The organism is Clostridium sp. Marseille-P7770, assembly GCF_902143525.1.
GTDB lineage: Bacteria > Bacillota > Clostridia > Lachnospirales > Lachnospiraceae > Pilosibacter.
In genome coordinates this window covers 225,238-246,693 of sequence record NZ_CABFVC010000003.1, presented here as the reverse complement: position 1 = coordinate 246,693, position 21,456 = coordinate 225,238, and the positions used below count along the sequence as shown (strand labels likewise).

At 53.2% G+C, this 21,456-nt stretch carries 18 protein-coding genes; all 18 read right to left on the bottom strand.

Annotated elements, in window-relative coordinates; all coding sequences use genetic code 11:
- Positions 1 to 29: 29 nt before the first annotated feature.
- The 18 genes from cbiD to priA all read right to left on the bottom strand — a co-directional run bounded on the left by cbiD (position 30) and on the right by priA (position 21,417).
- Complete coding sequence (gene cbiD / locus FN001_RS08265) at positions 30 to 1,442, bottom strand: cobalt-precorrin-5B (C(1))-methyltransferase CbiD (protein ID WP_117469663.1); 1,413 nt, start codon at positions 1,440 to 1,442, stop codon at positions 30 to 32.
- A 2-nt stretch (positions 1,443 to 1,444) separates the two neighbouring features.
- Positions 1,445 to 3,928 (bottom strand): hydroxymethylbilane synthase, encoded by a 2,484-nt coding sequence (gene hemC, locus FN001_RS08260; protein WP_142411510.1) that lies wholly within the window; start codon positions 3,926 to 3,928, stop codon positions 1,445 to 1,447.
- Positions 3,929 to 3,931: 3 nt separating this feature from the next.
- On the bottom strand, positions 3,932 to 4,624 hold the full coding sequence (gene cobI, locus FN001_RS08255; protein WP_118298110.1) for a precorrin-2 C(20)-methyltransferase: 693 nt from the start codon (positions 4,622 to 4,624) through the stop codon (positions 3,932 to 3,934).
- A gap of 57 nt (positions 4,625 to 4,681) precedes the next feature.
- On the bottom strand, positions 4,682 to 5,494 hold the full coding sequence (locus FN001_RS08250) for a zinc dependent phospholipase C family protein (RefSeq protein ID WP_182428155.1): 813 nt from the start codon (positions 5,492 to 5,494) through the stop codon (positions 4,682 to 4,684).
- 222 nt (positions 5,495 to 5,716) lie between these two features.
- A complete protein-coding gene (gene serS / locus FN001_RS08245) occupies positions 5,717 to 6,997 on the bottom strand; it encodes a serine--tRNA ligase (protein WP_118298108.1) in 1,281 nt (426 codons plus the stop codon).
- A gap of 239 nt (positions 6,998 to 7,236) precedes the next feature.
- Positions 7,237 to 8,064, bottom strand: a complete 828-nt coding sequence (locus FN001_RS08240; RefSeq protein WP_118321011.1) for a pyridoxamine kinase — start codon at positions 8,062 to 8,064, stop codon at positions 7,237 to 7,239.
- 163 nt (positions 8,065 to 8,227) lie between these two features.
- On the bottom strand, positions 8,228 to 8,818 hold the full coding sequence (locus tag FN001_RS08235) for an ECF transporter S component (protein WP_142411509.1): 591 nt from the start codon (positions 8,816 to 8,818) through the stop codon (positions 8,228 to 8,230).
- 217 nt (positions 8,819 to 9,035) lie between these two features.
- Positions 9,036 to 9,734 (bottom strand): thiamine diphosphokinase, encoded by a 699-nt coding sequence (locus FN001_RS08230; RefSeq protein WP_243035570.1) that lies wholly within the window; start codon positions 9,732 to 9,734, stop codon positions 9,036 to 9,038.
- Positions 9,735 to 9,934: 200 nt separating this feature from the next.
- Positions 9,935 to 10,600 (bottom strand): ribulose-phosphate 3-epimerase, encoded by a 666-nt coding sequence (gene rpe, locus FN001_RS08225; RefSeq protein WP_118298105.1) that lies wholly within the window; start codon positions 10,598 to 10,600, stop codon positions 9,935 to 9,937.
- A 4-nt stretch (positions 10,601 to 10,604) separates the two neighbouring features.
- Positions 10,605 to 11,483, bottom strand: a complete 879-nt coding sequence (rsgA, locus tag FN001_RS08220; protein WP_142411508.1) for a ribosome small subunit-dependent GTPase A — start codon at positions 11,481 to 11,483, stop codon at positions 10,605 to 10,607.
- Between the two features lie 76 nt (positions 11,484 to 11,559).
- Complete coding sequence (gene pknB, locus FN001_RS08215) at positions 11,560 to 13,734, bottom strand: Stk1 family PASTA domain-containing Ser/Thr kinase (RefSeq protein WP_142411507.1); 2,175 nt, start codon at positions 13,732 to 13,734, stop codon at positions 11,560 to 11,562.
- Positions 13,731 to 14,471 carry a Stp1/IreP family PP2C-type Ser/Thr phosphatase gene (locus tag FN001_RS08210; protein WP_118727534.1) on the bottom strand — a complete coding sequence of 247 codons (741 nt, stop codon included), beginning with the start codon at positions 14,469 to 14,471 and terminating at the stop codon, positions 13,731 to 13,733. Before FN001_RS08210 ends, pknB begins: the two co-directional genes overlap by 4 nt.
- Complete coding sequence (gene rlmN, locus FN001_RS08205) at positions 14,468 to 15,514, bottom strand: dual-specificity RNA methyltransferase RlmN (protein ID WP_142411506.1); 1,047 nt, start codon at positions 15,512 to 15,514, stop codon at positions 14,468 to 14,470. Before rlmN ends, FN001_RS08210 begins: the two co-directional genes overlap by 4 nt.
- 63 nt (positions 15,515 to 15,577) lie before the next feature.
- On the bottom strand, positions 15,578 to 16,906 hold the full coding sequence (gene rsmB, locus FN001_RS08200; protein ID WP_243121974.1) for a 16S rRNA (cytosine(967)-C(5))-methyltransferase RsmB: 1,329 nt from the start codon (positions 16,904 to 16,906) through the stop codon (positions 15,578 to 15,580).
- Positions 16,896 to 17,621, bottom strand: a complete 726-nt coding sequence (locus tag FN001_RS08195; protein WP_118298099.1) for a zinc metallopeptidase — start codon at positions 17,619 to 17,621, stop codon at positions 16,896 to 16,898. Before FN001_RS08195 ends, rsmB begins: the two co-directional genes overlap by 11 nt.
- Positions 17,622 to 17,717: 96 nt before the next feature.
- Positions 17,718 to 18,644, bottom strand: a complete 927-nt coding sequence (gene fmt / locus FN001_RS08190) for a methionyl-tRNA formyltransferase (RefSeq protein WP_118298098.1) — start codon at positions 18,642 to 18,644, stop codon at positions 17,718 to 17,720.
- A gap of 1 nt (position 18,645) precedes the next feature.
- The gene (gene def / locus FN001_RS08185) at positions 18,646 to 19,122 is read right to left on the bottom strand and encodes a peptide deformylase (protein ID WP_118298097.1); all 477 of its coding nucleotides are present in this window, start codon (positions 19,120 to 19,122) and stop codon (positions 18,646 to 18,648) included.
- Between the two features lie 75 nt (positions 19,123 to 19,197).
- Positions 19,198 to 21,417 carry a replication restart helicase PriA gene (gene priA, locus FN001_RS08180; RefSeq protein WP_142411504.1) on the bottom strand — a complete coding sequence of 740 codons (2,220 nt, stop codon included), beginning with the start codon at positions 21,415 to 21,417 and terminating at the stop codon, positions 19,198 to 19,200.
- Positions 21,418 to 21,456: the final 39 nt, after the last annotated feature.

Below are 21,456 nucleotides of genomic sequence, written 5' to 3'. Positions count from 1 at the left end.
TTTCAGTTCTTTCAGCGCTAAGTGGAAGCTTATTGATCCAGCTCTTTCAACGCTGACCGCAGAATCGCGTCCGCGCCTTCCGTCTCTCCCAGATACTCCCCCTTTGTCCCGAAGACGATCATTCCCGTCCTCACCTCGTCCCTGGATCGATGGGTAAGGTGCCAATCGGCACGCTTTAAGAATACGTTTATCGTGTCCTCTATGATTCCCGCCTGTTTTAAGTGATCCATCGCCTCATCCGTCGTGTTGGATCTCTGGATCTTTCTAAGGAGTTCCAGGTCCTCGGTTCCGGCAGATAACGCGCAGGACAGCATCGTGTCCATGCGACCATCCGCCTCCCTGGAGTGGGTGTTCATGATCCCGTTTCCGATCTTCACGAGTTTTCCCATGTGACCGGCGATCAGGATACCGGAAAAGCCCAGTTCCGCGGCAAGGTCAATGGTCTTGCCGACGAAGTTGCTCATGGTGACGAGGGAATTCATAAATCCTTCCAGAAGTGATGGTTCTGTTCCCGTTGATAATTCTCCATAAGCCATCTGTTCTGCCTCAACAGCAGCATCCGTGTCCGCCGCGTTACTCCCTTGATGAGCATCGGTACAGAATTTACCATGTTCTACGAGATACCTCTCTAAAAATCCCGCGCCCATATTTCCAGGCACTGCGATCACCCATTTTCTGCCCTCTGCCTTTAAGACATTTAGATGGGTACGGATCGTCTCGACAAGCGCTTCCTCACTCATGGGCTCCACAATCCCGCTGGTCCCGAGAACGGAGATCCCGCCCTCGATTCCCAGGACCGGGTTGAAGGTCTTCTTCGCAGCTTCTACGCCTGCAGGAACCGATATTGTGATCGATACCAGGCGAAGCTCTCCGGCTTCCTCCAAAAGCTCGTAGACAGCGTCCCGGATCATCTTACGCGGCACAGAATTGATCGCTGCAGCGCCTACTGGCTGATCCAGACCGGATTTTGTGATGCGACCGATGCCGATGCCGCCGTCGATTCTGACAAGCGACTCAGGAAGTGCCTCTTTCTGATGAGCGGCATTCGCTTTTTTCTGCTGTTTCTGGTTTTCTGGACTCAGACCAGGTTTTTCTCCTGCAGCTCCGAACCCGGAACTTTCCAGATGTGACATCTGAACCTTTTCATAAAAGTTTTTATCTTTCACAAACTCCGCCCGCGCATACACCAGGATCCCGTTCGTCACATCATAATCGTCCCCTGCGTCCTTCCTGACCGCGCACTCCGCCCAACTATCCCCGGAAGTTTTCTCTTCCAGCGATACGCACACCGGAATCCCCTTCGGGGTCATGATCTCCTCCGTCTCCTTCCAGGATCCTGTGAGCAGAAATCGCACCGCCCCCTGAGCCGCCAGAGCCGCGCAGGTTCCTGTGGTGTATCCGCATCTTAACTTTTTATGGTCTTTGTATACAAAGGTATCCATGTTTACCTCGCGATCTCGTTTCTGTCCGCCAGCAGCACCTCTAAAATTCCGTCCGCTGTATAGTCGGAAGCTGTCAGGGCATTCTTCACTCCGTATTCCGCAAGGACTGCCGCTGTCACCTTTCCGATGCAGACTGGTCTCACCGTCTCAAACAGAGATGCCGCTTCCGCCTCACGTCCCGCGAAGAATCCTCGGACGCCGGAGCCGCTCTCAAACGTGATATAGTCGGCAGTTTTAAGTCTCGCAAGCTCCGTCTGCTCCACCAGGATATCATAGATTGGAATATCATCAAACGCATATCCCTGTTCCGCCAGTGTCTCCGTGAGGACCTTCGAGCCCTGCTTTGCCCGCGGGATCAGAAATTTTCCTGCCTCAGCACACGGACAGACATTTTCTGAACTGGAAATGCTGTAGGCTACATTGACGGCAGCAGTTTTTGCCCCAGAAGTCTCTCCATTCTCCTTCAGGTATTTGACAAGTCCGTCTGCCAGCGCCTTCGTCGTGTATTCTTTCGGGATAAAGTCCGGCGCGATCCCGATATTTGCGAGATACTCCCCGGTCCCGCGCCCGACAGCGGCAAACTTTAAGGAGCCGAGTTTTCTGAGATCCACATGCTTTTCATGCATCCGCTCGAAGAAGATCTTCACAGCATTCCGGCTTGTGAAGATCACCCATCTGTACTGTTCAAGATCCGTGAATGCCTGATCCAGGCGATCCATCGGTTCTCTCACTACGACCGACTCCCCGGCGCGGATCGTCTTCGCCCCTTCGACTGCCAGCCGGTCCATGATTCGTCCTCCGACGGCTTCCGTTCCGGTGACTCCGACTGTAATTCCGGTGAGCGCGCCCGGGACCATGGATGTAAAGTGGAATGCGCAGACCTCACCGACCGCGATGATCCCCGGCGGCGTGAGTCCCGATTTTCTCACGGCTTCCGGCAGGTCTTTCAAGGATGCCCTCACTACACGCATTCTCGAAAGTGTTCCGTCCGTCACAACGGCAGCGGGCGTCTCCCCGTCTTTTCCGCCGTCCATGAGACGTTTCACGATCTCCTCAAGGTTGGACAATCCCATCAGAAAGATCAGGGTTCCCGGGAGTTTCGCATACAGGCTGTAATCCCCGTAGAGTCCTTCGCCGTCCTCATGGGAGATATGTCCTGTAAAGACATGGAAATCTCTTGCGATATTCCGGTGTGTGACCGGGATCCCGGCCGCTTCCAGTGCTCCGATCGCGGATGTGACGCCCGGGACGACCTCATAGGAGATTCCTGCCTCCGTGAGTGCCTGGATCTCCTCGCCGCCTCGCCCAAAGACGAAGGGATCTCCACCTTTTAAGCGGACTACACGTTTCCCCTCCAGTGCTTTCTCCACAAGGATCCGATTGATCTCCGACTGTTTTTTGATGTGGTGACCCGCCTCTTTCCCGACATAGATCCGCTCGCAGGATTCCGGCACTAAAGACAATAATTCCTCGGAGCCAAGCCGGTCATATACGAGAACTTCCGCCGCTTTTAAGATCTGCTGCCCCTTTACAGTGATCAGACCGCCATTTCCCGGACCTGCGCCGACGAGAAATGCCTTTCCTGCCGGCACATCCTCATCGGTTCCCTGTCTGACAAGAAGCTCCGCGAGTCTCATGGAATCCTCCGCTGCTCCTGAAACCTGAGTGCGGGTCACTCCGTTCTTTGTTTCCCTCATCAGATCCATCCGGAAGCTTCCATTCTCTTCCTTCGCGTACACACCAACTGCCGCGGTACAGCCTGCCCCAAGAAGGCGCAGGACCTTCCGCTCCGCAAACAGGGCGCGCTCCGACTCTCTGTCATTCAGTTTTTCCAGGATCTTTAAAACCTCGCTGCCTTTTTTTGCCTCAACAGCGATGATCCCCTGGCCGCCTGCCGGGATAAAGGTTTCCGGTTCCAGGAATTCAAATGAAAATCTCGGATCATCCAGAAGTCCGAGGCGGGAAAGACCAGCAGCAGCAAGAATGATCCCATCATACTCTCCCGCATATAGTTTTTCCAGCCGTGTATCGACATTTCCGCGAAGAAGTCTGCACTCCACGTCCCCGCGCTCCATGATCTGAACCTGGCGTCTCGGGCTTCCCGTTCCGATGATCCGCGGCATCCGCTCCGAAGTCCGGCCTTTTACCGTTACAAAGACGTCTCTCGGATCTTCCCGTTTTAAAACTGCCCCAATGCAGAGCCCGTCGCTCAGATCCATCGGCATGTCCTTCGCGCTGTGGACCGCAAGGTCGATCTCCCCGTTTAACAGTCCCTGCTCAAACTCCTCGACAAACGCGCCTTTTCCGCCGAACGCCACGAGGGATGTCTTTAAGATCTTATCGCCTTTTGTCATCAGCGGCACCAGCTCGCACACGACCTCCGGACATACTGCCCGGATCGCCTCCGCAACCATCTTTGTCTGAACGAGCGCCAGTCTGCTTTTGCGCGTTCCGATCCGGATCGTCCGCCATTTTTTTGTCTCCATGCGCTACTGTTCCTCCCTGTCCTTCGCGATAATAAGGGAATAATATCCCGCGTCCTCCGCAATCTCCGAAGCGCTCTCAAAAAGCCGTTCGCCGTCCATTCCGCAGTTTTCCACCATCCAGGCCGGAAGCTCTCTTTCCATGAGTTCCCGCTTCACGTCCCCGATCTTTTTTCCTGACTTCATTAAGATCTTTGTTCCCGGGAGCTCCAGTCCGTCTGCGACCGGATAGGATCCCGGCAGAATGTGGATCGCCTCCGCCTTTTCCCCGAGTGAGATCCCGAGTTTTGCCGCCGCCGCGCAGAAGGACGGGACCCCGTTTACCAGAATCGACTCATATCCGAGACTCAAAAGTTTCTGATGGACATAGCCGTAGGTCGAATAGATCGTCACGTCCCCCAGCGTCAGAAACGCGATGGTCTTTCCCTGGTCCATAAGCGCCGTAAGGCTCTGAACCGCCGCCTCATGGCTCTCCCTTAACACAGTCTCATTTTTTGTCATCGGAAACACCACAGGGATGATCTCCTTATCTTTGATCTCCGGAACTGCCCCGCTGGCGATCTGATATGCGGTGCAGGACTCCCGGTCTTTTCCCGGGATCGCGATCACATCTGCTTCTCGGATCAGGCGGACCGCCTTCAATGTCATAAGCTCCGGGTCACCCGGTCCCACTCCGATTCCATAGATCTTTCCCCGCATGATGGTTCTCCTTTATTCTCCAAGTTTTTGTTTCTTTCCGCATTGTGTCTGCAAAAATTACGCCGGTGTCTCCCCGTTAAAGTTTCCGTAAAACAGTTCCGGCATCGGTCCCTTTCCTCTCAGGTATGTAAACAGGTCGCTGAGAAGCTCCGCCCCGACCGGGACTGCCTCATGGAATTCGCTCTCCAGATGGTCTGTGATCGACTCACATCCCGGTGTCGGCTGTTTTCTCATGAACATGCCGTGGATCACCCCGTAGCAGCCCGTAAAGCGAAGCAGGAAGCAGCAGAACCGCTTCGTCCATTCGCTGGAGTTGATGAACAGCCGGTTCATGGTCCTAAAGCTCATAATGGCCTTTGCGACCTTGATCGGGTCCTCATCGAAAAGTCTTGAGGACGCGCGGACAGTCTGGGCAGTAATCTTTAAATGGCAGGTGAGGTTTGAGTGGAGCGGCCGCATGTGTTCGCGCTCCAGAAGCCGTCTCTCCAGCTCCGTCTCGATCTCCGCGTGGGTGATCCCGGTCCGTTTCTCCTCCGCGTTCACATAGGCATGGACCCGGTTATCCAGACAGAAATGGCAAGCAACGCCCATGAGGTATGCGATCATCTCATCCCGCTCGTCCCGCGTCTCCGCTTCATGGACCAGCATCTTTCCCCGCTCAAAAAGCTTTGCAGCCGGTTCCCCGTGCGTTCTCACGCCTTTCTGGTTCACCTTGTTCTTTCCGAGCGCTTTGTAAAAAAACAGGACGTCCGGTCCATGCGCGCCAAGAAGAAAGCAGTACCGCTCTTTCTTTATGATCCGCTTGATGACCGGATCTGCCTCCATATATACTTTTCTCCCGTAAAGATCATGTGCAAATGCTGCCGGCATGAAACTCATCTCCTTTGTAATATAAAAAACAGAGTAACTGTTCCGTAGATCTGCGCACTTGCTGCGCTGACCGTAATATAACATAGGTTTGAAGGCAAAAATCCCATCGGCGAAGCCGGTTTGGAATGGATGTCTGCCCGCAATCGTGAGGGTACTGAACAGTTACAAAACGGAAAAAAGCTGTGACAAAATGACTCGCCACAGCTTTATGAAATTCCTTATTTATTTGATTTCGGACTTGCCGCCCATATACGGTCTTAAAACTTCCGGAATTCTTACGGAACCATCTGCCTGTAAGTTGTTCTCCAGGAAAGCGATCAGCATTCTCGGCGGAGCTACAACCGTGTTGTTTAAGGTGTGGGCGAAATATTTCTTTCCGTCCGCTCCGTTTACACGGATTCTTAAACGTCTTGCTTGAGCGTCGCCAAGGTTGGAGCAGCTTCCTACCTCGAAGTACTTCTTCTGTCTCGGGGACCATGCCTCAACATCGACAGATTTTACCTTCAGGTCAGCGAGGTCACCGGAGCAGCACTCTAAGGTACGAACCGGGATGTCCATGGAACGGAACAGGTCTACGGTGTTCTGCCATAACTTGTCGAACCACATCTTGGATTCTTCTGGCTTGCAGACAACGATCATCTCCTGTTTCTCGAACTGGTGGATACGATATACACCGCGCTCCTCGATGCCGTGTGCGCCTTTCTCTTTACGGAAGCACGGAGAATAGCTTGTTAAGGTCTTCGGAAGTTCCTCCTCCGGGATGATCTGGTCGATGAATTTACCGATCATGGAGTGCTCACTTGTACCGATGAGGTAGAGGTCCTCGCCCTCGATCTTGTACATCATAGCGTCCATCTCTGCGAAGCTCATAACGCCGGTAACAACGTCGCTGCGGATCATGAACGGCGGTACACAGTATGTGAATCCACGGTCGATCATGAAATCTCTTGCATATGCGATCACTGCAGAGTGAAGTCTTGCGATATCTCCCATTAAGTAGTAGAAACCGTTTCCGGCAACTCTTCTTGCAGAGTCAAGGTCGATTCCGTTGAATCTCTCCATGATCTCTGTGTGGTACGGGATCTCGAAATCCGGAACGACCGGATCACCGAATTTCTGTACTTCCACGTTCTCGCTGTCATCTTTACCGATCGGAACAGACGGATCGATGATGTTCGGGATCGTCATCATGATCTTTTTGATGCGCTCCTCGAGGTCTTTTTCTTTCTCCTCAAGTTCAGCAAGGTGATCGGAAGCTGCGGTAACCTGTTTCTTTACCTCTTCTGCTTCTTCTCTCTTTCCCTGTCCCATTAACGCACCGATCTGTTTGGAGATCTTGTTTCTGTTTGCGCGGAGATCATCAGCCTCTTTCTTTACTTTTCTGTTCTCCTCGTCCAGCTCGATCACTTCGTCTACTAACGGAAGTTTCGCATCCTGGAATTTATTCCGGATGTTCTGCTTTACGACTTCCGGATTTTCTCTTACAAATCTTAAATCTAACATCGCTTTTCTCCTTATTTTTGCAGCAATTCCAACATTTCAGGATCAGGCCTGCTCATTTCCGGCCGATCTGCGGAAACGCCGCGTAAATTTTCTCTCTTCCGGCTTTATCAGATCCGGTGCCGTCCGTGGATCCGGAGTTTTCCTGATACACGTTCTCCGATATCTGACGGCTTTCCTGCGTAAAACACGCTTTGGTAAAAATATATCATATTTCTTCGAGAAAAGGAAGGGGATTTCTCTTACTTTTTTATCAGTTTCCCCAGAATCTTCTCAAAGCAGACGCCGTTCGCGTGCGGGATCTGCTCCTCATCGGAGACTTTGATGCACTCTTTCACGAAACCTGCTGCCTGAGCGACTGCCTCGGGAAGGGACTTTCCATTTAGGAGCGCCCCCGCCACAACGGAGGAGAAAACATCTCCGGTTCCCGGGCGCTCGCCGCCGGAAGATCTTGTCCTGATAAATTTTGCTTCCATCTGCCCGCGTTCCAGGACCACGTTCGTGTAATAGCTGCCTTCGCGGACTCCCGTGATGACCACGGACTTCGCACCCATGAGCCGAAGCATCATCGCCATATTTAAAAGCTCCCGCCGCGTCCAGTTTTCCTTTTTGTAGGGGGTATCCGTGAGGATGCAGCACTCCGTCACGTTCGGGAGGACGATATCCGCCATGCAGACGAGTTCCTTCATCTGCTCGCACATCTCCGGCGTGTAGGTCTCATAGGCATGTCCATGGTCTCCCATGACAGGATCGACGACGACAAACGTCTCCTCCGACTCCAGTTTCCGGATCATGTCCATGACGATCTCGATCTGCGCCTCCGAGCCGAGAAATCCTGTCGCCACCGCATCGAAGGAGAGACCGAGTTCCTTCCACTTGTCAGTGTAGGCTGTCATTTTTTCCGTGTAATCATCGAAGAAATACACCGGAAATTCCGTGTGGTTCGAGAGGATCGCTGTCGGTACCGGACAGCACTGATGGCCCATGACCGATAAAACAGGAATAGCCACTGTTAATGAACAGCGGCCATACCCGGAAAGATCATTGATCACAGCAATTTTTTTCTGCATAATTTTTCTTCCAGTCTTTCTGTGTTTCCGCAATCCCCTTCGTTTATACACTGCCGTTCCCGGGATTCCTGCTCACACGGGCGGTAGCACATAGACAAACAGAAATTCTGCGGAAAATACTTTGATTCATATCTTTCAGTTATTTTCCCTGAAGCCTGATCTTTTACGCTCTCTCTGCGGCAATCAATCCCGCTTTTCTTAAAGCCGGGCGGAGCGCTGCGTAGAGGATCACGGCGATCACGGAATTGATCACTGCATTGATGATCGTCGTGTACGTTGTGATCGCAAGGAGCGCCTTGATCGCGGATGCGGCTTTTTCAGCATTCGGGAATAATAAGGTGTACCATACATACTTTAACGCCGGCTCGAAGAAACAGTTGAAGCCGAGACCGCAGACTGCAGCGATCGCGGACCAGCGGATCACATACGCATGGTCATGCTCATCGGAAAGCTTCGCGATCTTATGAGCTACGAAGCCGACGATCAGGCCGATCACAAGCTTTGTGATGAAGGTTCTCGGTGCAGATGCCGCGTAACCGCCGACAATATCAGCGATCGATAAGCCGACCGCTCCGGAAAGACCTCCATAGACACCTCCGAGAAGGCACGCGGAAAGGACGACGAACGCATTTCCTATGTGGATCTTGCTTCCGCTGGCTGAGATCGCCGGGAACACCGCATATCCGATATAGCAGAGCGCCGCCATCAGGCCCGCCTGCGCGATTTTCATTAACTGGTCATTCTTTTCTTTCATAATTAAGTCTCCCCTCGTGTGTTACTGACAGTCCATCCGGCAGTTTTCTTCAGATGTATGCCGTCCGGCATCAGGAATCGCTCTTTGTGAATATGAGCTTCCGGAGTCATTCCGACAGGTCATGCAGGAGCTGTCTCTTCTGTCTTGTCATCCATAGTAACACTCATGTGGATTGTGCAAAATGTCCAGTTTTGGTTTTTTTATGCAGTCCAGCATCTTAGTCCCCGGATTCCACACAGATCAGGATCCCCTCACGGAATGAGATCTTTGCAGACTCCCCGGGGACCTCGTTGCTGACGCAGAGACTCGGGTTTTCCAGGATCGAGATATCCTTATTATGGAGCGGATACTTAAATCCATCCAGCGTGATCCCGAGAACTTTCTCCGTGAGCGGCAGAAAGGAGACGTATTTTCCGTAGAGGTCTGTCTTTCGAAAGACGGAATGTTCTTCATCGTCCGGCGTCAGGAGAAAGATCCGGTTCTTTGCATCATAGATCTCCATAAAAAGTCCGGCGTCTTTCGCAGCCCTCATCAGGTGAATGTTGGAGAGCTCGTGGTCCAGTCTTCCGCCCGTAGCGCCGAGCACATGGGCTGTGCAGAAACCAGCGCGGAGAGCGGAGCGGACTGCGAGGTCTGTGTCCGTCTCATCCTTTTCCGGCTTGTGGACATCCGTTGCCCAGCCTTCCTTCTTCCTTAGCTCCTCCATCCGCTCCAGACCAAAGGTGTCAAAATCCCCCACCGCGAGATCCGGGACAAGTCCCAGGTCCTCACAGACAGCCAGTCCGGCGTCCACCGCGATCACATACGGGTACTTCCTCTCCTTTACAAATTTTGCCGCAAACTCCCGATCTGTCGGCCCGCCGGACACGATCAGGCAAGTGTCCGCAGCTTCTTTCATATCTGAACTCATTTTCATTGTCACACTCCTTTTGATCCGATCAGGTGGGATCTTATCTGACTGAGATAAAAATCCAGCCATGACGTTTCCTGTTCCATGATCTTCATGGCATACAGGAAACGCATGGCTGATGAAATGATTTCGTTACTCTTCGTATCCGGGAATTCTTGAAGCGGGAATTCCGTATGATACCACAGTGACCGCAGACTTTGCCGGTTCTATTTTGCAGAATACTCGTCAAAGATCTTTAAAAATTCCCGCGTATTCGCTGCCGCATCATTCTTAAATACCGCAGAACCGGCAACGATGACATTTGCACCGGCGTCGAGAACATCTCTCACATTTGCCGCATTGACGCCGCCGTCCACTTCGATATCCGTGGTAAGACCGGCCTCATTTAACATGGTGCGGAGCTTTTTGATCTTCTCTAAGGTGTACGGGATAAATTTCTGTCCGCCGAATCCCGGATTGACGGACATGATGAGGAACATATCGACCTCTTTTAAGATGCAGGAAAGAGTCTCCACAGGTGTCGCCGGGTTTAATGCGACAGCCGCTTTCGCGCCGGTCTCCTTGATCTGGTTGATCGTACGGTCAAGGTGAAGACAGGCTTCCTGGTGGACACAGATGAGGTCCGCGCCGGCCTTTCTCACATCATTTACATATCTTCCCGGCTCCTCCACCATCATGTGGACATCAAACACACGGTCTGTCGTCTTTCTGAGGGAAGAGATCACCGGCATACCGAAGGAAATGCTCGGAACAAACGCTCCGTCCATCACGTCGAGATGGATGTACTGCGCTCCAGCATCGGAAACAGTCTTTACATCCTCTCCAAGTTTTGAAAAATCTGCTGAAAGAATCGATGGCGCTAAAATATACATGATCTTAATATCTCCTTTTATTCTTAAGTTCATCATAGATCAACCGGTAATTGTCATACCGGGATCCTGCGATCTTTCCTGCTTTTACGGCATCCTTGACACCGCATTCCCGCTCTCCTACATGGACGCAGCCAAGGAACCGGCATTCCGGCTCATAGGCTTCAAACTCCGGGAAATAGTCTTTTAATTCCTCCGGCTTCATATCGTCAACAAAGATCGAGCTGAATCCGGGCGTATCCATCACGAAGGTTTCCTTCTCGACGAAAAACAGCTCGGAATGTCTCGTTGTGTGGCGTCCTCTCCTGATCTTCTCGCTGACAGCACCCGTCTCCATCTCCGCCTCCGGCTGGATGCGGTTCGTCAGGGACGATTTCCCGACACCGGATGGACCGGCAAGAGCTGTCGTCTTTCCCCGGAGAAGATCGTGGATCGCCTCGATCCCATCTCCCTCAAGAGCGCAGGATAAGTGAACTTCATATCCTGCGTTCCGGTAGATTTCAGCGAGCCGGTCAGCGTCTCCCTCTTTTCCGAGGTCCGTCTTGTTAAAACAGATCACCACCGGCACATCCTGGGCTTCCATCGTGACAAGGAACCGGTCCAGAAGGTTTAAGTTCGGTTCCGGATCAGCGACCGCGAACACGATCATCGCCTGATCAATGTTCGCGACGGCCGGGCGGATCAGGGAATTCTCTCTCGGGAGGATCTCCACGATGTTTCCGAGGCATTCCTCCTCTGAGAGCACATCGAATTCCACATTGTCACCCACAAGAGGTTTGATCTTCCTGTTCCGGAATACGCCCTTTGCCTTGCATTCATATACTTTGGAAACGCCGTCATGGACATAGTAAAATCCGGCGATCCCCTTAATGATTTTTCCAGTCATACACTCTCCCATATCTCATCCTGACTGCCCGTATGCTCCGCAGTCAGGTTTCGTATCCGCTCGCTGCCGCCTTTTATCAGCTGTCAACTTCCGTAAAGGTTACGTTGTACGAGGTCAGAACGACATTGTTCGTGAGATCCACGATCTCCACTTCACCGGTCTGCACGCCGTCTGCGCCGCGGATCTTGTCAAGCTTGATATTTAAGGTCGTGTCCGCGCTGTAGGACTTCGGCTCTGCAAGTTTCGTGTAGGTCACTTTTCCGTTTACCGTCTGTTTTAAACGGATCAGGATCTGGATCTCGGAGGACGCTGCCCCCGGTCCATAGGAGACCTGAAGAGGATAACTTGCATCCAGGGAGGCGATAAACTGTTTTTTCGGCGCTTCCGGTCCGAGACTCACGGTATAATCCACGGTCTCTCCGGGTGCGATCTGGGTTCCTGCCTCAACGCCCTGGCTGATGACATGGCCGGCTGAGATCGTACTGTCATACTCTTTTGAGATCTCGCCCGCCACAAGTCCTGCCGCAGAAAGAAGTACGGATGCCTCCGCGTCTGTCTTTCCGTAGAGATTCGGAACAGAGACAAATTCTTCCTCCGGCCCCGTGCTCACATACAGAGTCACGGTACTTCCGAGTGCCACTTTATCTTCCGGCTCATAGCGGATGATGGTTCCGGACGGGACATCCTCGCTGGATTCTTCCTGCACATCTGCTTTCAGGTTCTTTCCCTCTAAGAGGCGCACTGCCGTCTCAAGAGTCATTCCGGAAAGTCCGAGTTCCGCGAGATCCACCTTGTCAGATCCGGCGCTGATGACGACGGTCACCTTGGAAAAGCGCGGGATCACGGTATCCGGTTTCTCTTTCTGGGAAATGACCATGCCTTTTTCCACACCGTCGGAATTTTCCTGCTCCACCTGCATGGAAAGGTCGAGTCCCTGCAGAATCTTCTCAGCTTCATCCTGTGAATGTCCCACAAGATTCGGCATGTAGACCTCTTTCTGGCTGATCGTTGTCTCCGATACCGCTGTGGTCTTTGCCTCCTCCGTGGTCGCCTCCTGGGAGACCTGCTCCGTCGGATCTTCCGGCGTGCTGCTCCTGAAGAGGCCGCCGAGTTTCAGGATAAATACGATCACGACCGCCACGATGATCACGGCTGCCGCAACACCCAGGCCGGTCAGGATCTTTTCCAGCCCGGTCGCTTCGTCGTTCTCTTTGCTCTTTTTCTGGTCTTTCTTTGCGTCCTCCGGCTGCTCATAACGTTTTTCCAGATCACGCCGTTCCCTGCGCTCACGGATCTCCTTCACCGGCTTTGACTCCCGGATCCGCTCTCCACTCCTGGTCTTGATCATATTCAGCTCATTCGGGCTGATCACGATCGTATCGGAGCTGTGGTCTTCCTCCTCGATCACACCGACATTCGGATCATCGTCGTTTAAGAGCGCTCTTCTCAGGTCGCTGATCACGGCTGCCGCGCTCGGATAGCGGCGTTCCGGTCTCTTTTCCGTACATTTTAAGATGATGCGGGCAAGACTCGGGGAAACCTCCGGATTCAGTGTTCTCGGATCCGGCATCGGATCTTCCAGATGTGCCAGCGCAACTGTCACGGTGTTGTCTCCCTCAAACGGGACATGACCGGTGACCATCTCGAACATCGTGATACCGAGAGAATACAGATCACTCCGCTCATCGCTGTATCCGCCCCGCGCCTGCTCCGGGGAAATGTAGTGGACGGATCCCACTACCGTCGCCGCATTCATGGTCTGGGAGGAGACGGCTCTCGCGATCCCGAAATCCGCGACCTTCACCTTGCCGTCCATGGAAATCAGCATATTTTGCGGTTTGATGTCCCGGTGGATGATATGCTGCTCGTGGGCAGCCTCGATCCCGGAGGCAACCTGGATCGCGATCCCGATCGCTTCTTTCACTTCAAGATGACCTTTTTTCGTGATATAGCTCTTTAAAGTAATTCCCTCTACGAGCTCCATAACGATGAAGTGGATGTCTCCTTCATCCACAACGTCGTAGATATTGACAATATTCGGGTGGGAAAGTCCGGCTGCCGCCTGGGCTTCCATCTTAAATTTGCTGACAAAAGTGGCGTCGGAAGTAAACTCCGATTTCAGAACCTTGATCGCGACAAGGCGGTTCAGCTTATGGCATTTTGCCTTATACACATCTGACATTCCGCCAGATCCGATCTTTTCCAGGATCTCATACCGATCCTGGAGCATCGTTCCAGGATATAGAATCATACATTCACCTCACTTATCTGAGGTTCTACAAGGACGATCGCAATGTTGTCCTTTCCTCCGTTCCGGTTTGCCTCATCGATCAGGGCGTCCGTCTTCTCTTTCAGTGTGTCCGTCGTCTTTAAGACGCGGCTGATCTCTGCGTCATCCACCATGTTTGTCAGTCCGTCGGAGCAGAGCAGAACGCAGTCGCTTTCGAGAAGCGGCACCTCGAAGAAGTCCGCCTCCACACGCTTTCCGATCCCTACAGCGCGCGTGATGATATTCTTCTGGTTCCGGTAGGATTCACTGTCCCGCTCCATCTTCCCTCTCGCGACCATCTCCTCCACAAGGGAGTGATCCCGCGTGATCTGGGCCAGGCTGTCCCGCAGAAGGTAGAGTCTGCTGTCCCCCACGTTTGCCACATACATCATATCGTCCTCGATGGTGGCCGCCACCAGGGTGGATCCCATTCCTTCCCGCTCCGGATCTTCCATGGACTCCTCATAAAGGCCGAGATTCGTCTTTTCAAGCGCTCTTCTCAGGACCATCACCGGACTCACAGCGTCAGAATTTTCGATATTTTCTTTCATATGTTCCACGACATACCGGGATGCGAAATCCCCTGCTTTATGTCCGCCCATTCCGTCTGCAACGATGAACAGGTTCGGGAGCGGTCCCACCGGCTGATCCGATGCAAACAGGAAATCCTGATTGGATCTTCTCACGATTCCGGTATCTGTCTTCGCGTAAGAGATCATGACAGTCCCTCCTCACTCAGGTAACTCTTTCTAAGCTGCCCACAGGCGCCGCCGATGTCGCGGCCCATCTCCCGGCGGATCGTAACGTTGATCCCGTGTTTTTCAAGGTAGCCTTTGAACGCGTCGATCGCGTCCCGGTTGGACTGTTTAAAGTCACGCTCCTTGATCGGGTTGACCGGGATCAGGTTCACATGGCCCTGAATATCCTTTAAGAGCGCTGTCAGGCGCTTTGCCTCATCGAGGTTGTCGTTGACTCCCTGAACCAGGCTGTACTCAAAGGTCAGGCGCCTTCCTGTCTTTTTATAATATTCCTTACATGCCGGAAGCACCTCCGACAGGGAGTAGCTGTTGGCGATCGGCATCAGGGTCTTTCTCGTCTCATCGTCCGGCGCATGAAGAGAAAGTGCCAGGGTGATCGAAAGACCTTCATCCGCGAGCTTTAAGATCTTCGGGACGATCCCGCAGGTGGAGACCGTGATGTTTCTCTGGCTGATGTTCAGGCCGTTTTCGTCGGAGAGGAGCCGGATGAAGCGGACCAGGTTGTCATAATTGTCCATCGGCTCTCCGCTTCCCATGACCACCACATTGGAAACGCGCTCTCCCGTGGATCTCTGGATCCGGTAGATCTGATCCAGCATCTCTGAAGGGCGTAAGTTTCTCGTAAGTCCGTCCAGGGTCGACGCACAGAACCGGCAGCCCATGCGGCAGCCGACCTGGGATGAGATACATACGGAATTTCCGTGATGGTATTTCATCAGAACGCTCTCGATCACGTTCCCGTCATCGAGACCAAACAGATATTTTCTCGTCCCGTCGATCCCGGATTCCAGCATTTTTACGGTCCGTAAAGACGTATATGTACTGTTCTCCGCGAGTTTTTCCCTAAACGCTTTCGGCAGGTTTGTGCACTCGTCCAGGGATGCGGCCAGTTTTTCATGCATCCACTGGTACAGCTGTTTCGCACGGAACGGCTTTTCGCCGAGTTCCTTCACAAACTCTGTCAGCTCCTCCAACGTCATTGATTTCAGGTCTTTCTTTTCCATTCTCCACTCTCCAAAACAGCAGTTCTGTTATTTTTTCTGTAACTGTCCGGTATATCTGCACAGTTATTTTCTTCTGAATACCGAGATAAAGAATCCGTCGCACGGATGGACTCCCGGTAAAAGCTGGATCCTGTTCTCCTCACAGGAAGCTTTTAACGCCTCCGGCAGAAGGTCACGGATCTCTTTTTTCTCAAACGGCAGATTTTTTTCGATCCAGTCCGCGTTCTCTGCATTCTCTTCTTTTGTGATCGTGCAGGTGCTGTAAACAAGCGTTCCGCCCGGTTTCACATACTGGGACACCACAGAGAGGATCTCCCTCTGAAGTCCAGCCAGTTTCACGATCTCATCTTTCGTCATCCGCTCCTTGATATCCGGCTTTTTGCCGATGATCCCGAGCCCAGAGCACGGAAGATCCGCGAGGACAATATCTGCCTGTCCGATCATGGACGGATCCAGGAACGTCGCATCCCAGACCATTGTCCGGATATTTGGGAATCCGCAGCGCATGATGTTTTCCTCGATGAGGTCCGTCTTTCTCTCACTCACATCCCGCGCTTCCACCATTCCGGTCCCCCTCAGGAGATCTGCCGCGTGCATGGCCTTTCCTCCGGGGGCGCTGCACACGTCAAGGACAAAGTCTCCCGGCTTGATGGATGCCATCCGGGCTGCCAGAGAGGAGCTCGGATCCTGGACCGTGATCTTTCCCTCCGCGAACGCGCCGACTCGGTCTAAGTAGTCAAATCCGCGGATCGAAGCGATCCCAGGGAATACATCTGACAGATCCACCGTGATATTCTGGGCTCTCAGTTCTTCGACGGTCTCCGCCGCAGGGGCAATACTCTCGTTAAACCGCACCGTGAGCGGACGTTCCTCCAGGAACGATGCCGCGATCGTCTCCGCGGTCTCTTTTCCAAACATCTCCTCCCACATGGACAGCATCCACTGCGGGATCGAATACCGGATGGATGCATCCTTCCAGGACAGATTTTCTTTTTCTCTTGAGACGGTCCTCAGCACACCATTTACAAAGCCGGAAAGTCCCTGGAATTTTCTCTTTTTTGCAAGCTTTACCGCCTCATTGCAGACAGCGGAATCCGGGACACGTTCCATATAGAGGATCTGGTAGACCGACATCCGGAGGATCTCGCGGATCACCGGTTTCATCTTCGCAGTCTTTACCTTTGAGAAGCGGTCGATCACCGCATCGATCTGGATCCTGTATTCCAGCGTTCCCTCCACGCATCTTGTGATAAATGCGCGGTCCTGGCGTTCCAGAAACAGGTACTTTTCCAGCGCCTGTTTTAAGACGAGGTGGCTTAAATTGTGGTTTTCAAGGACTTCCAGGAGGACGTCAAGGACGACCTCCCGGATATTTGTCGTATTAGTTGTCACGTCTGTTTCTTCCTCCAAAGAGAATAATGAGACGAAGAAGCTGCAGGATCGAGGTCGCCGCCGCTGCCACGTAAGTGAGGGCTGCCGCATTCAGAACTTTTCTCGTTCCGCTTACTTCCTCGCCCGCAAGGATCCCCTGGGAATCCAGGAGTCTCACTGCTCTGGCGGACGCATTGTACTCCACCGGAAGCGTCACGAGCTGGAACAGCACCGCAAGGGAGAACATCAGGATCCCGATCTCAACGAGCGGGGAGCCAAGTCCGCCGAACACAAGTCCTAAAAGGATCAGCGGCCAGGAAAGTTTAGAGCCGAAGTTTGCCGCCGGGACCAGAGCGCTCCGGAAACGCAGCGGAGCGTATCCTTCATTGTCCTGCATCGCGTGTCCGCACTCGTGGGCAGCGACACCGATCGCTGCGACGGAAGTTGCCCCGTATACGGACTGGGACAGATTTACGGTCTTCGTCCGCGGATCATAGTGGTCCGTCAGCTCTCCTGCGATCGGCTGGACCGTCACATCATAGATTCCCTGGGCATTCAGAAGGCGTCTCGCCGCCTCAGCACCCGTCATCCCGGTCATGCTGCGGACTCTCGAGTATCTGGAGAACGTGGAATTCACACGTCCCTGCGCCCAGAGTGAGAGGGCAACTCCGATCAGTACAAGGATGATCGTCGGGTCAAACCCGTATCCATAACCGTAACCATACATTCCGTACATAAACATCTCTCCTTTCGATGTCGTTTCTGCCGTTCCCATGTTGACTTCACAGTCACTTTTCTGCCTGAGCGCTGCAGTGTGATCCTGCCACAGGCCTTATTCGCAGAAACTTCCGTCTTCCATCTGGAAGCCGCGCAGGAAGGAAGCCGTATCCATCCGCTTCTTTCCCTCAAGCTGAAGCTCTTTTACATCGAGGACGCCGTCACCGGTCTCCACAAAGAGCTGATTTTTTGTCACATGGATCTTTCCCGGAGTCCTCTCGCCCGGAAGGTCAGCCACATCCGCTGCCCAGATCTTCATGGTTTTTCCTGCGTAGGAAGTATAGGCACTCGGCCACGGATTCAAGCCGCGGACAAGGCGTTCGATGGACGCCGCATCCTTTGTCCAGTCGATATGTCCCATCTCTTTCGTGAGCATCTTCGCATAGGAAGTCTCCGATTCTCCCTGGGGAGTTCTCGTGATCGTTCCGTCCTCGAGTCCTTTTAACGTCGATAAGATCATTGATCCGCCAAGGGCAGAGAGCTTGTCAAACAGGCTTCCGCCCGTCTCTTTTTCATCGAGCGGGATCGCTTTCTGCTCGAGCATATCTCCGGTGTCGAGTCCCACATCCATCATCATCGTGGTCACACCGCTCTCCTTCTCGCCGTCGATGACTGCCCACTGGATCGGGGCAGCTCCGCGGTATTTCGGGAGCAGGGACGCATGAACATTCACACAGCCGTATTTCGGCAGATCCAGGATCACTTTCGGCAGGATCTGTCCGAAGGCAACAACGACGATCGCGTCCGGTGCCATCACTTTTAAGAGATCCACAAATTCCGGATCCCGCACTTTCACCGGCTGGTATACCGGGATCTGATACTCGATCGCTTTTTCCTTTACAGGCGTCATAAGGACGGATTTTCCGCGTCCTTTCGGTTTATCCGGCTGCGTCACCGCAGCGATCACTTCATGTCCGCCCTCCACAAGAGCGGTCAGCGTCGGAACTGCGAAGTCCGGCGTTCCCATAAATACGATACGCATATTATTCCTCTTCCTCTCCGACTGTGTCCTGAAGTTCGCCCTCTACAAGGTCCACATAAAGTTTTCCGTCCAGGTGGTCGCACTCATGGAGAATGCATCTGGCAAGAAGTCCGTCCGCCTCGATCTCGTATTCCTCCATATTTTCATTGAGCGCTTTTGCCTTTACGTGCTCCGCGCGGGTCACCTGTCCGCATTTTCCCGGAACGCTTAAGCAGCCTTCCTGTCCTGTCTGGCTGCCGCTCGTCTCAAGGATCTCCGGGTTGATCAGTACATACTGGTTTCCGTCATCCACATCGATGACCACGATGCGCTTGCGAACACCTACCTGCGGAGCCGCAAGACCGCAGCCGTTGCTCTCGTACATTGTCTCAAACATATCCTCAATGAGTTCGATCGTTCTCTCATTCATTTCTTTTACCGGTTTGCACGGTTTTGTAAGGATCTCATCTCCGATGGTTCTGATCTGTCTGATTGCCATTTTATTTTATTTCCTCTCATATTTATGATACCGGGGCCAGAAAGGCTCCCGCATTGTTTTTGCCGAAACATGATGTCACGTCAGATCGTACTGCACAAACACATTCCGGAAGAGATCCGGGATGGTCTCCCGCTTCCGGGCAGAATTTCTGATTTTTAATAGTATATCATAACTTTCATGTTTCATATATAAAATTTTTCTGTAATTATCATTAAGTTTATACGGGGAATCCTCCACAGGGCCGATGACTTTCAGCCCGTCCAGAGCGTATTCCCGCAGGATAACGCGTTTTAAGTCCTCCGACGCCCGGACAACATCTGCCTCCCTCTTTGAAGAAAGACCGATCGTCAGGAGTCCCACGAGCGGCGGATATCCCATCATCTTCCGGTAGAGAAGTTCCTGCCGGTAGAACTGCAGATAATCCTGTTCGGCTGCCGAGGAGACCGCATAGTGGTCAGGCGCGTAGGTCTGGATCACCACATCCCCCGAAAGATCCCCGCGGCCCGCACGGCCAGACGCCTGGGTCAGGAGTTCAAAGGTCCGCTCCGCGCTCTTAAAATCAGGCGCATAGAGGGAGAGGTCCGCCGCCATGACACCCACAAGCGTCACATTTTCGAAATCGTGTCCCTTTACGATCATCTGGGTCCCGATCAGGATGTCCGCGCCCCCCTCCGCGAAGGTGGCGAGGATCTCCTCATGAGCCCCTTTTTTTGCAGTCGTGTCCGCGTCCATCCGAAGCACGCGGGCAGTCGGGAACTCCCGCTTTGTGAACTCTTCCAGCTTCTGAGTCCCGGTCCCGAACGGCGCGATAAACGGGGATCCGCAGGACGGGCATCGATCCGGGAGCGGGCGCTCAAATCCGCAGTAGTGACACTTTAACCGGCCGTTTCTGTGGTAGGTAAGACTCACGTCACAGTGCGGGCATTTCATCGCTTTTCCGCAGGAACGGCAGGACACAAAGCCCGCATATCCCCGCCGGTTCATGAACAGCATCACCTGCTGTTTTTTCTCCAGCCGGTCTTCGATCAGTTTCTTTAACTTCCGGCTGAAGATCGAGCGGTTTCCCTCTGCGAGTTCTTCCCTGAGATCCACGATGTGGACTCCCGCCAGGCGGCTGTTCTCCTTCGCTCTCTTTGTGAGTGTCAGAAGCCGGTACTCCCCCTGTTCCGCCCGGTAGTAGCTCTCCACGGACGGAGTCGCAGATCCGAGAACAAGGACCGCCCCGCTCATATCTGCCCGGACGCGCGCCACCTCTCTCGCATCGTACCTCGGCGCCGTCTCACTCTTATATGCGCCTTCATGTTCCTCATCGATGATGATGAGGCCGAGATCCGGGAACGGTGTAAAAAGAGCGGAACGAGGACCGATCATGATGTCGATCTCCCCGTTTGCCGCCCGTTCCGACTGTTCATAGCGCTCACCGGCCGAAAGCCTGGAATTCATGATCCCGACCCGGTTTCCGAATCTCCGGTAAAAGCGCATCACGGTCTGGTAAGTCAGGGAGATCTCCGGGATCAGAACGATCGCCTGTCTGCCCTCCCGCAGGACATGATCGATGAGTTCCATATAGACTTCCGTCTTTCCGCTTCCCGTGATCCCGTAGAGCAGATAGGTATTTCTCAGTCCGGAATCATAGTCCCGAATCACAGTCTCTGCCGCCCGTCTCTGTTCCTCATTCAGGGAAATATTCCGCGCGGATGAAAAGCTTCCCAGGTGTCCCGGTTCCTTCGGCGCCGCTTTTAATTCGACGATCTCTTTTTCCACCAGCGGTTTTAATGTAGCGGATGTGACGCCGAGTTTCTCCGATGTGAGCTTTAACGGCAGTTCATCGTTTTCCAGGAGCGCCCGGTAAAGCCGGACTCTTGCCCGGAATTTCTTCTTTTCCGCTTCTATGAGCAGCGTCTCGATCTCCTCCCGGGGTTTTAAGGAGACGATCACCCGCTCCTCCCTGGGCATCACTTTCGCCTTCACGGGGAGGACCGTCTTTAACGCCTGGTTCATCGTGGTCGCATAGCGGTCCTTCATCCAGAACGCCAGACAGATCATCTGGGTACGGATCGGGACCGCACCTTCCTCCACCGACATGAGCTCTTTCATCTTTTCCGGGTCGTAGTCCGTCTCCGTCGAGAGCCCGACGACGATGCCCTTCCGCACCGTGTCACCCTTTCCGAACGGGACATTTACCTGTACCCCCGGTTTTACAGCTTCTCTCAGATGGGCCGGGATCCGGTACTGGAAGATCCGGTCCACATTTTTTACAGAAAGATCAATGATAATGTCCGCGTACTGTTCCAATCCGGGTCCCTCCTTTCTTTGAGAAGCTTTATAGCAGTT

Excerpts from the sequence above, each read along its gene's own strand:
- cbiD (WP_117469663.1), bottom strand. The coding sequence starts at position 1,442 with ATGGATACCTTTGTATACAAAGACCATAAAAAGTTAAGATGCGGATAC.
- hemC (WP_142411510.1), bottom strand. The coding sequence starts at position 3,928 with ATGGAGACAAAAAAATGGCGGACGATCCGGATCGGAACGCGCAAAAGC.
- cobI (WP_118298110.1), bottom strand. The coding sequence starts at position 4,624 with ATGCGGGGAAAGATCTATGGAATCGGAGTGGGACCGGGTGACCCGGAG.
- FN001_RS08250 (WP_182428155.1), bottom strand. The coding sequence starts at position 5,494 with ATGCCGGCAGCATTTGCACATGATCTTTACGGGAGAAAAGTATATATG.
- serS (WP_118298108.1), bottom strand. The coding sequence starts at position 6,997 with ATGTTAGATTTAAGATTTGTAAGAGAAAATCCGGAAGTCGTAAAGCAG.
- FN001_RS08240 (WP_118321011.1), bottom strand. The coding sequence starts at position 8,064 with ATGCAGAAAAAAATTGCTGTGATCAATGATCTTTCCGGGTATGGCCGC.
- FN001_RS08235 (WP_142411509.1), bottom strand. The coding sequence starts at position 8,818 with ATGAAAGAAAAGAATGACCAGTTAATGAAAATCGCGCAGGCGGGCCTG.
- FN001_RS08230 (WP_243035570.1), bottom strand. The coding sequence starts at position 9,734 with ATGAAAATGAGTTCAGATATGAAAGAAGCTGCGGACACTTGCCTGATC.
- rpe (WP_118298105.1), bottom strand. The coding sequence starts at position 10,600 with ATGTATATTTTAGCGCCATCGATTCTTTCAGCAGATTTTTCAAAACTT.
- rsgA (WP_142411508.1), bottom strand. The coding sequence starts at position 11,483 with ATGACTGGAAAAATCATTAAGGGGATCGCCGGATTTTACTATGTCCAT.
- pknB (WP_142411507.1), bottom strand. The coding sequence starts at position 13,734 with ATGATTCTATATCCTGGAACGATGCTCCAGGATCGGTATGAGATCCTG.
- FN001_RS08210 (WP_118727534.1), bottom strand. The coding sequence starts at position 14,471 with ATGATCTCTTACGCGAAGACAGATACCGGAATCGTGAGAAGATCCAAT.
- rlmN (WP_142411506.1), bottom strand. The coding sequence starts at position 15,514 with ATGGAAAAGAAAGACCTGAAATCAATGACGTTGGAGGAGCTGACAGAG.
- FN001_RS08195 (WP_118298099.1), bottom strand. The coding sequence starts at position 17,621 with ATGTACGGAATGTATGGTTACGGTTATGGATACGGGTTTGACCCGACG.
- fmt (WP_118298098.1), bottom strand. The coding sequence starts at position 18,644 with ATGCGTATCGTATTTATGGGAACGCCGGACTTCGCAGTTCCGACGCTG.
- def (WP_118298097.1), bottom strand. The coding sequence starts at position 19,122 with ATGGCAATCAGACAGATCAGAACCATCGGAGATGAGATCCTTACAAAA.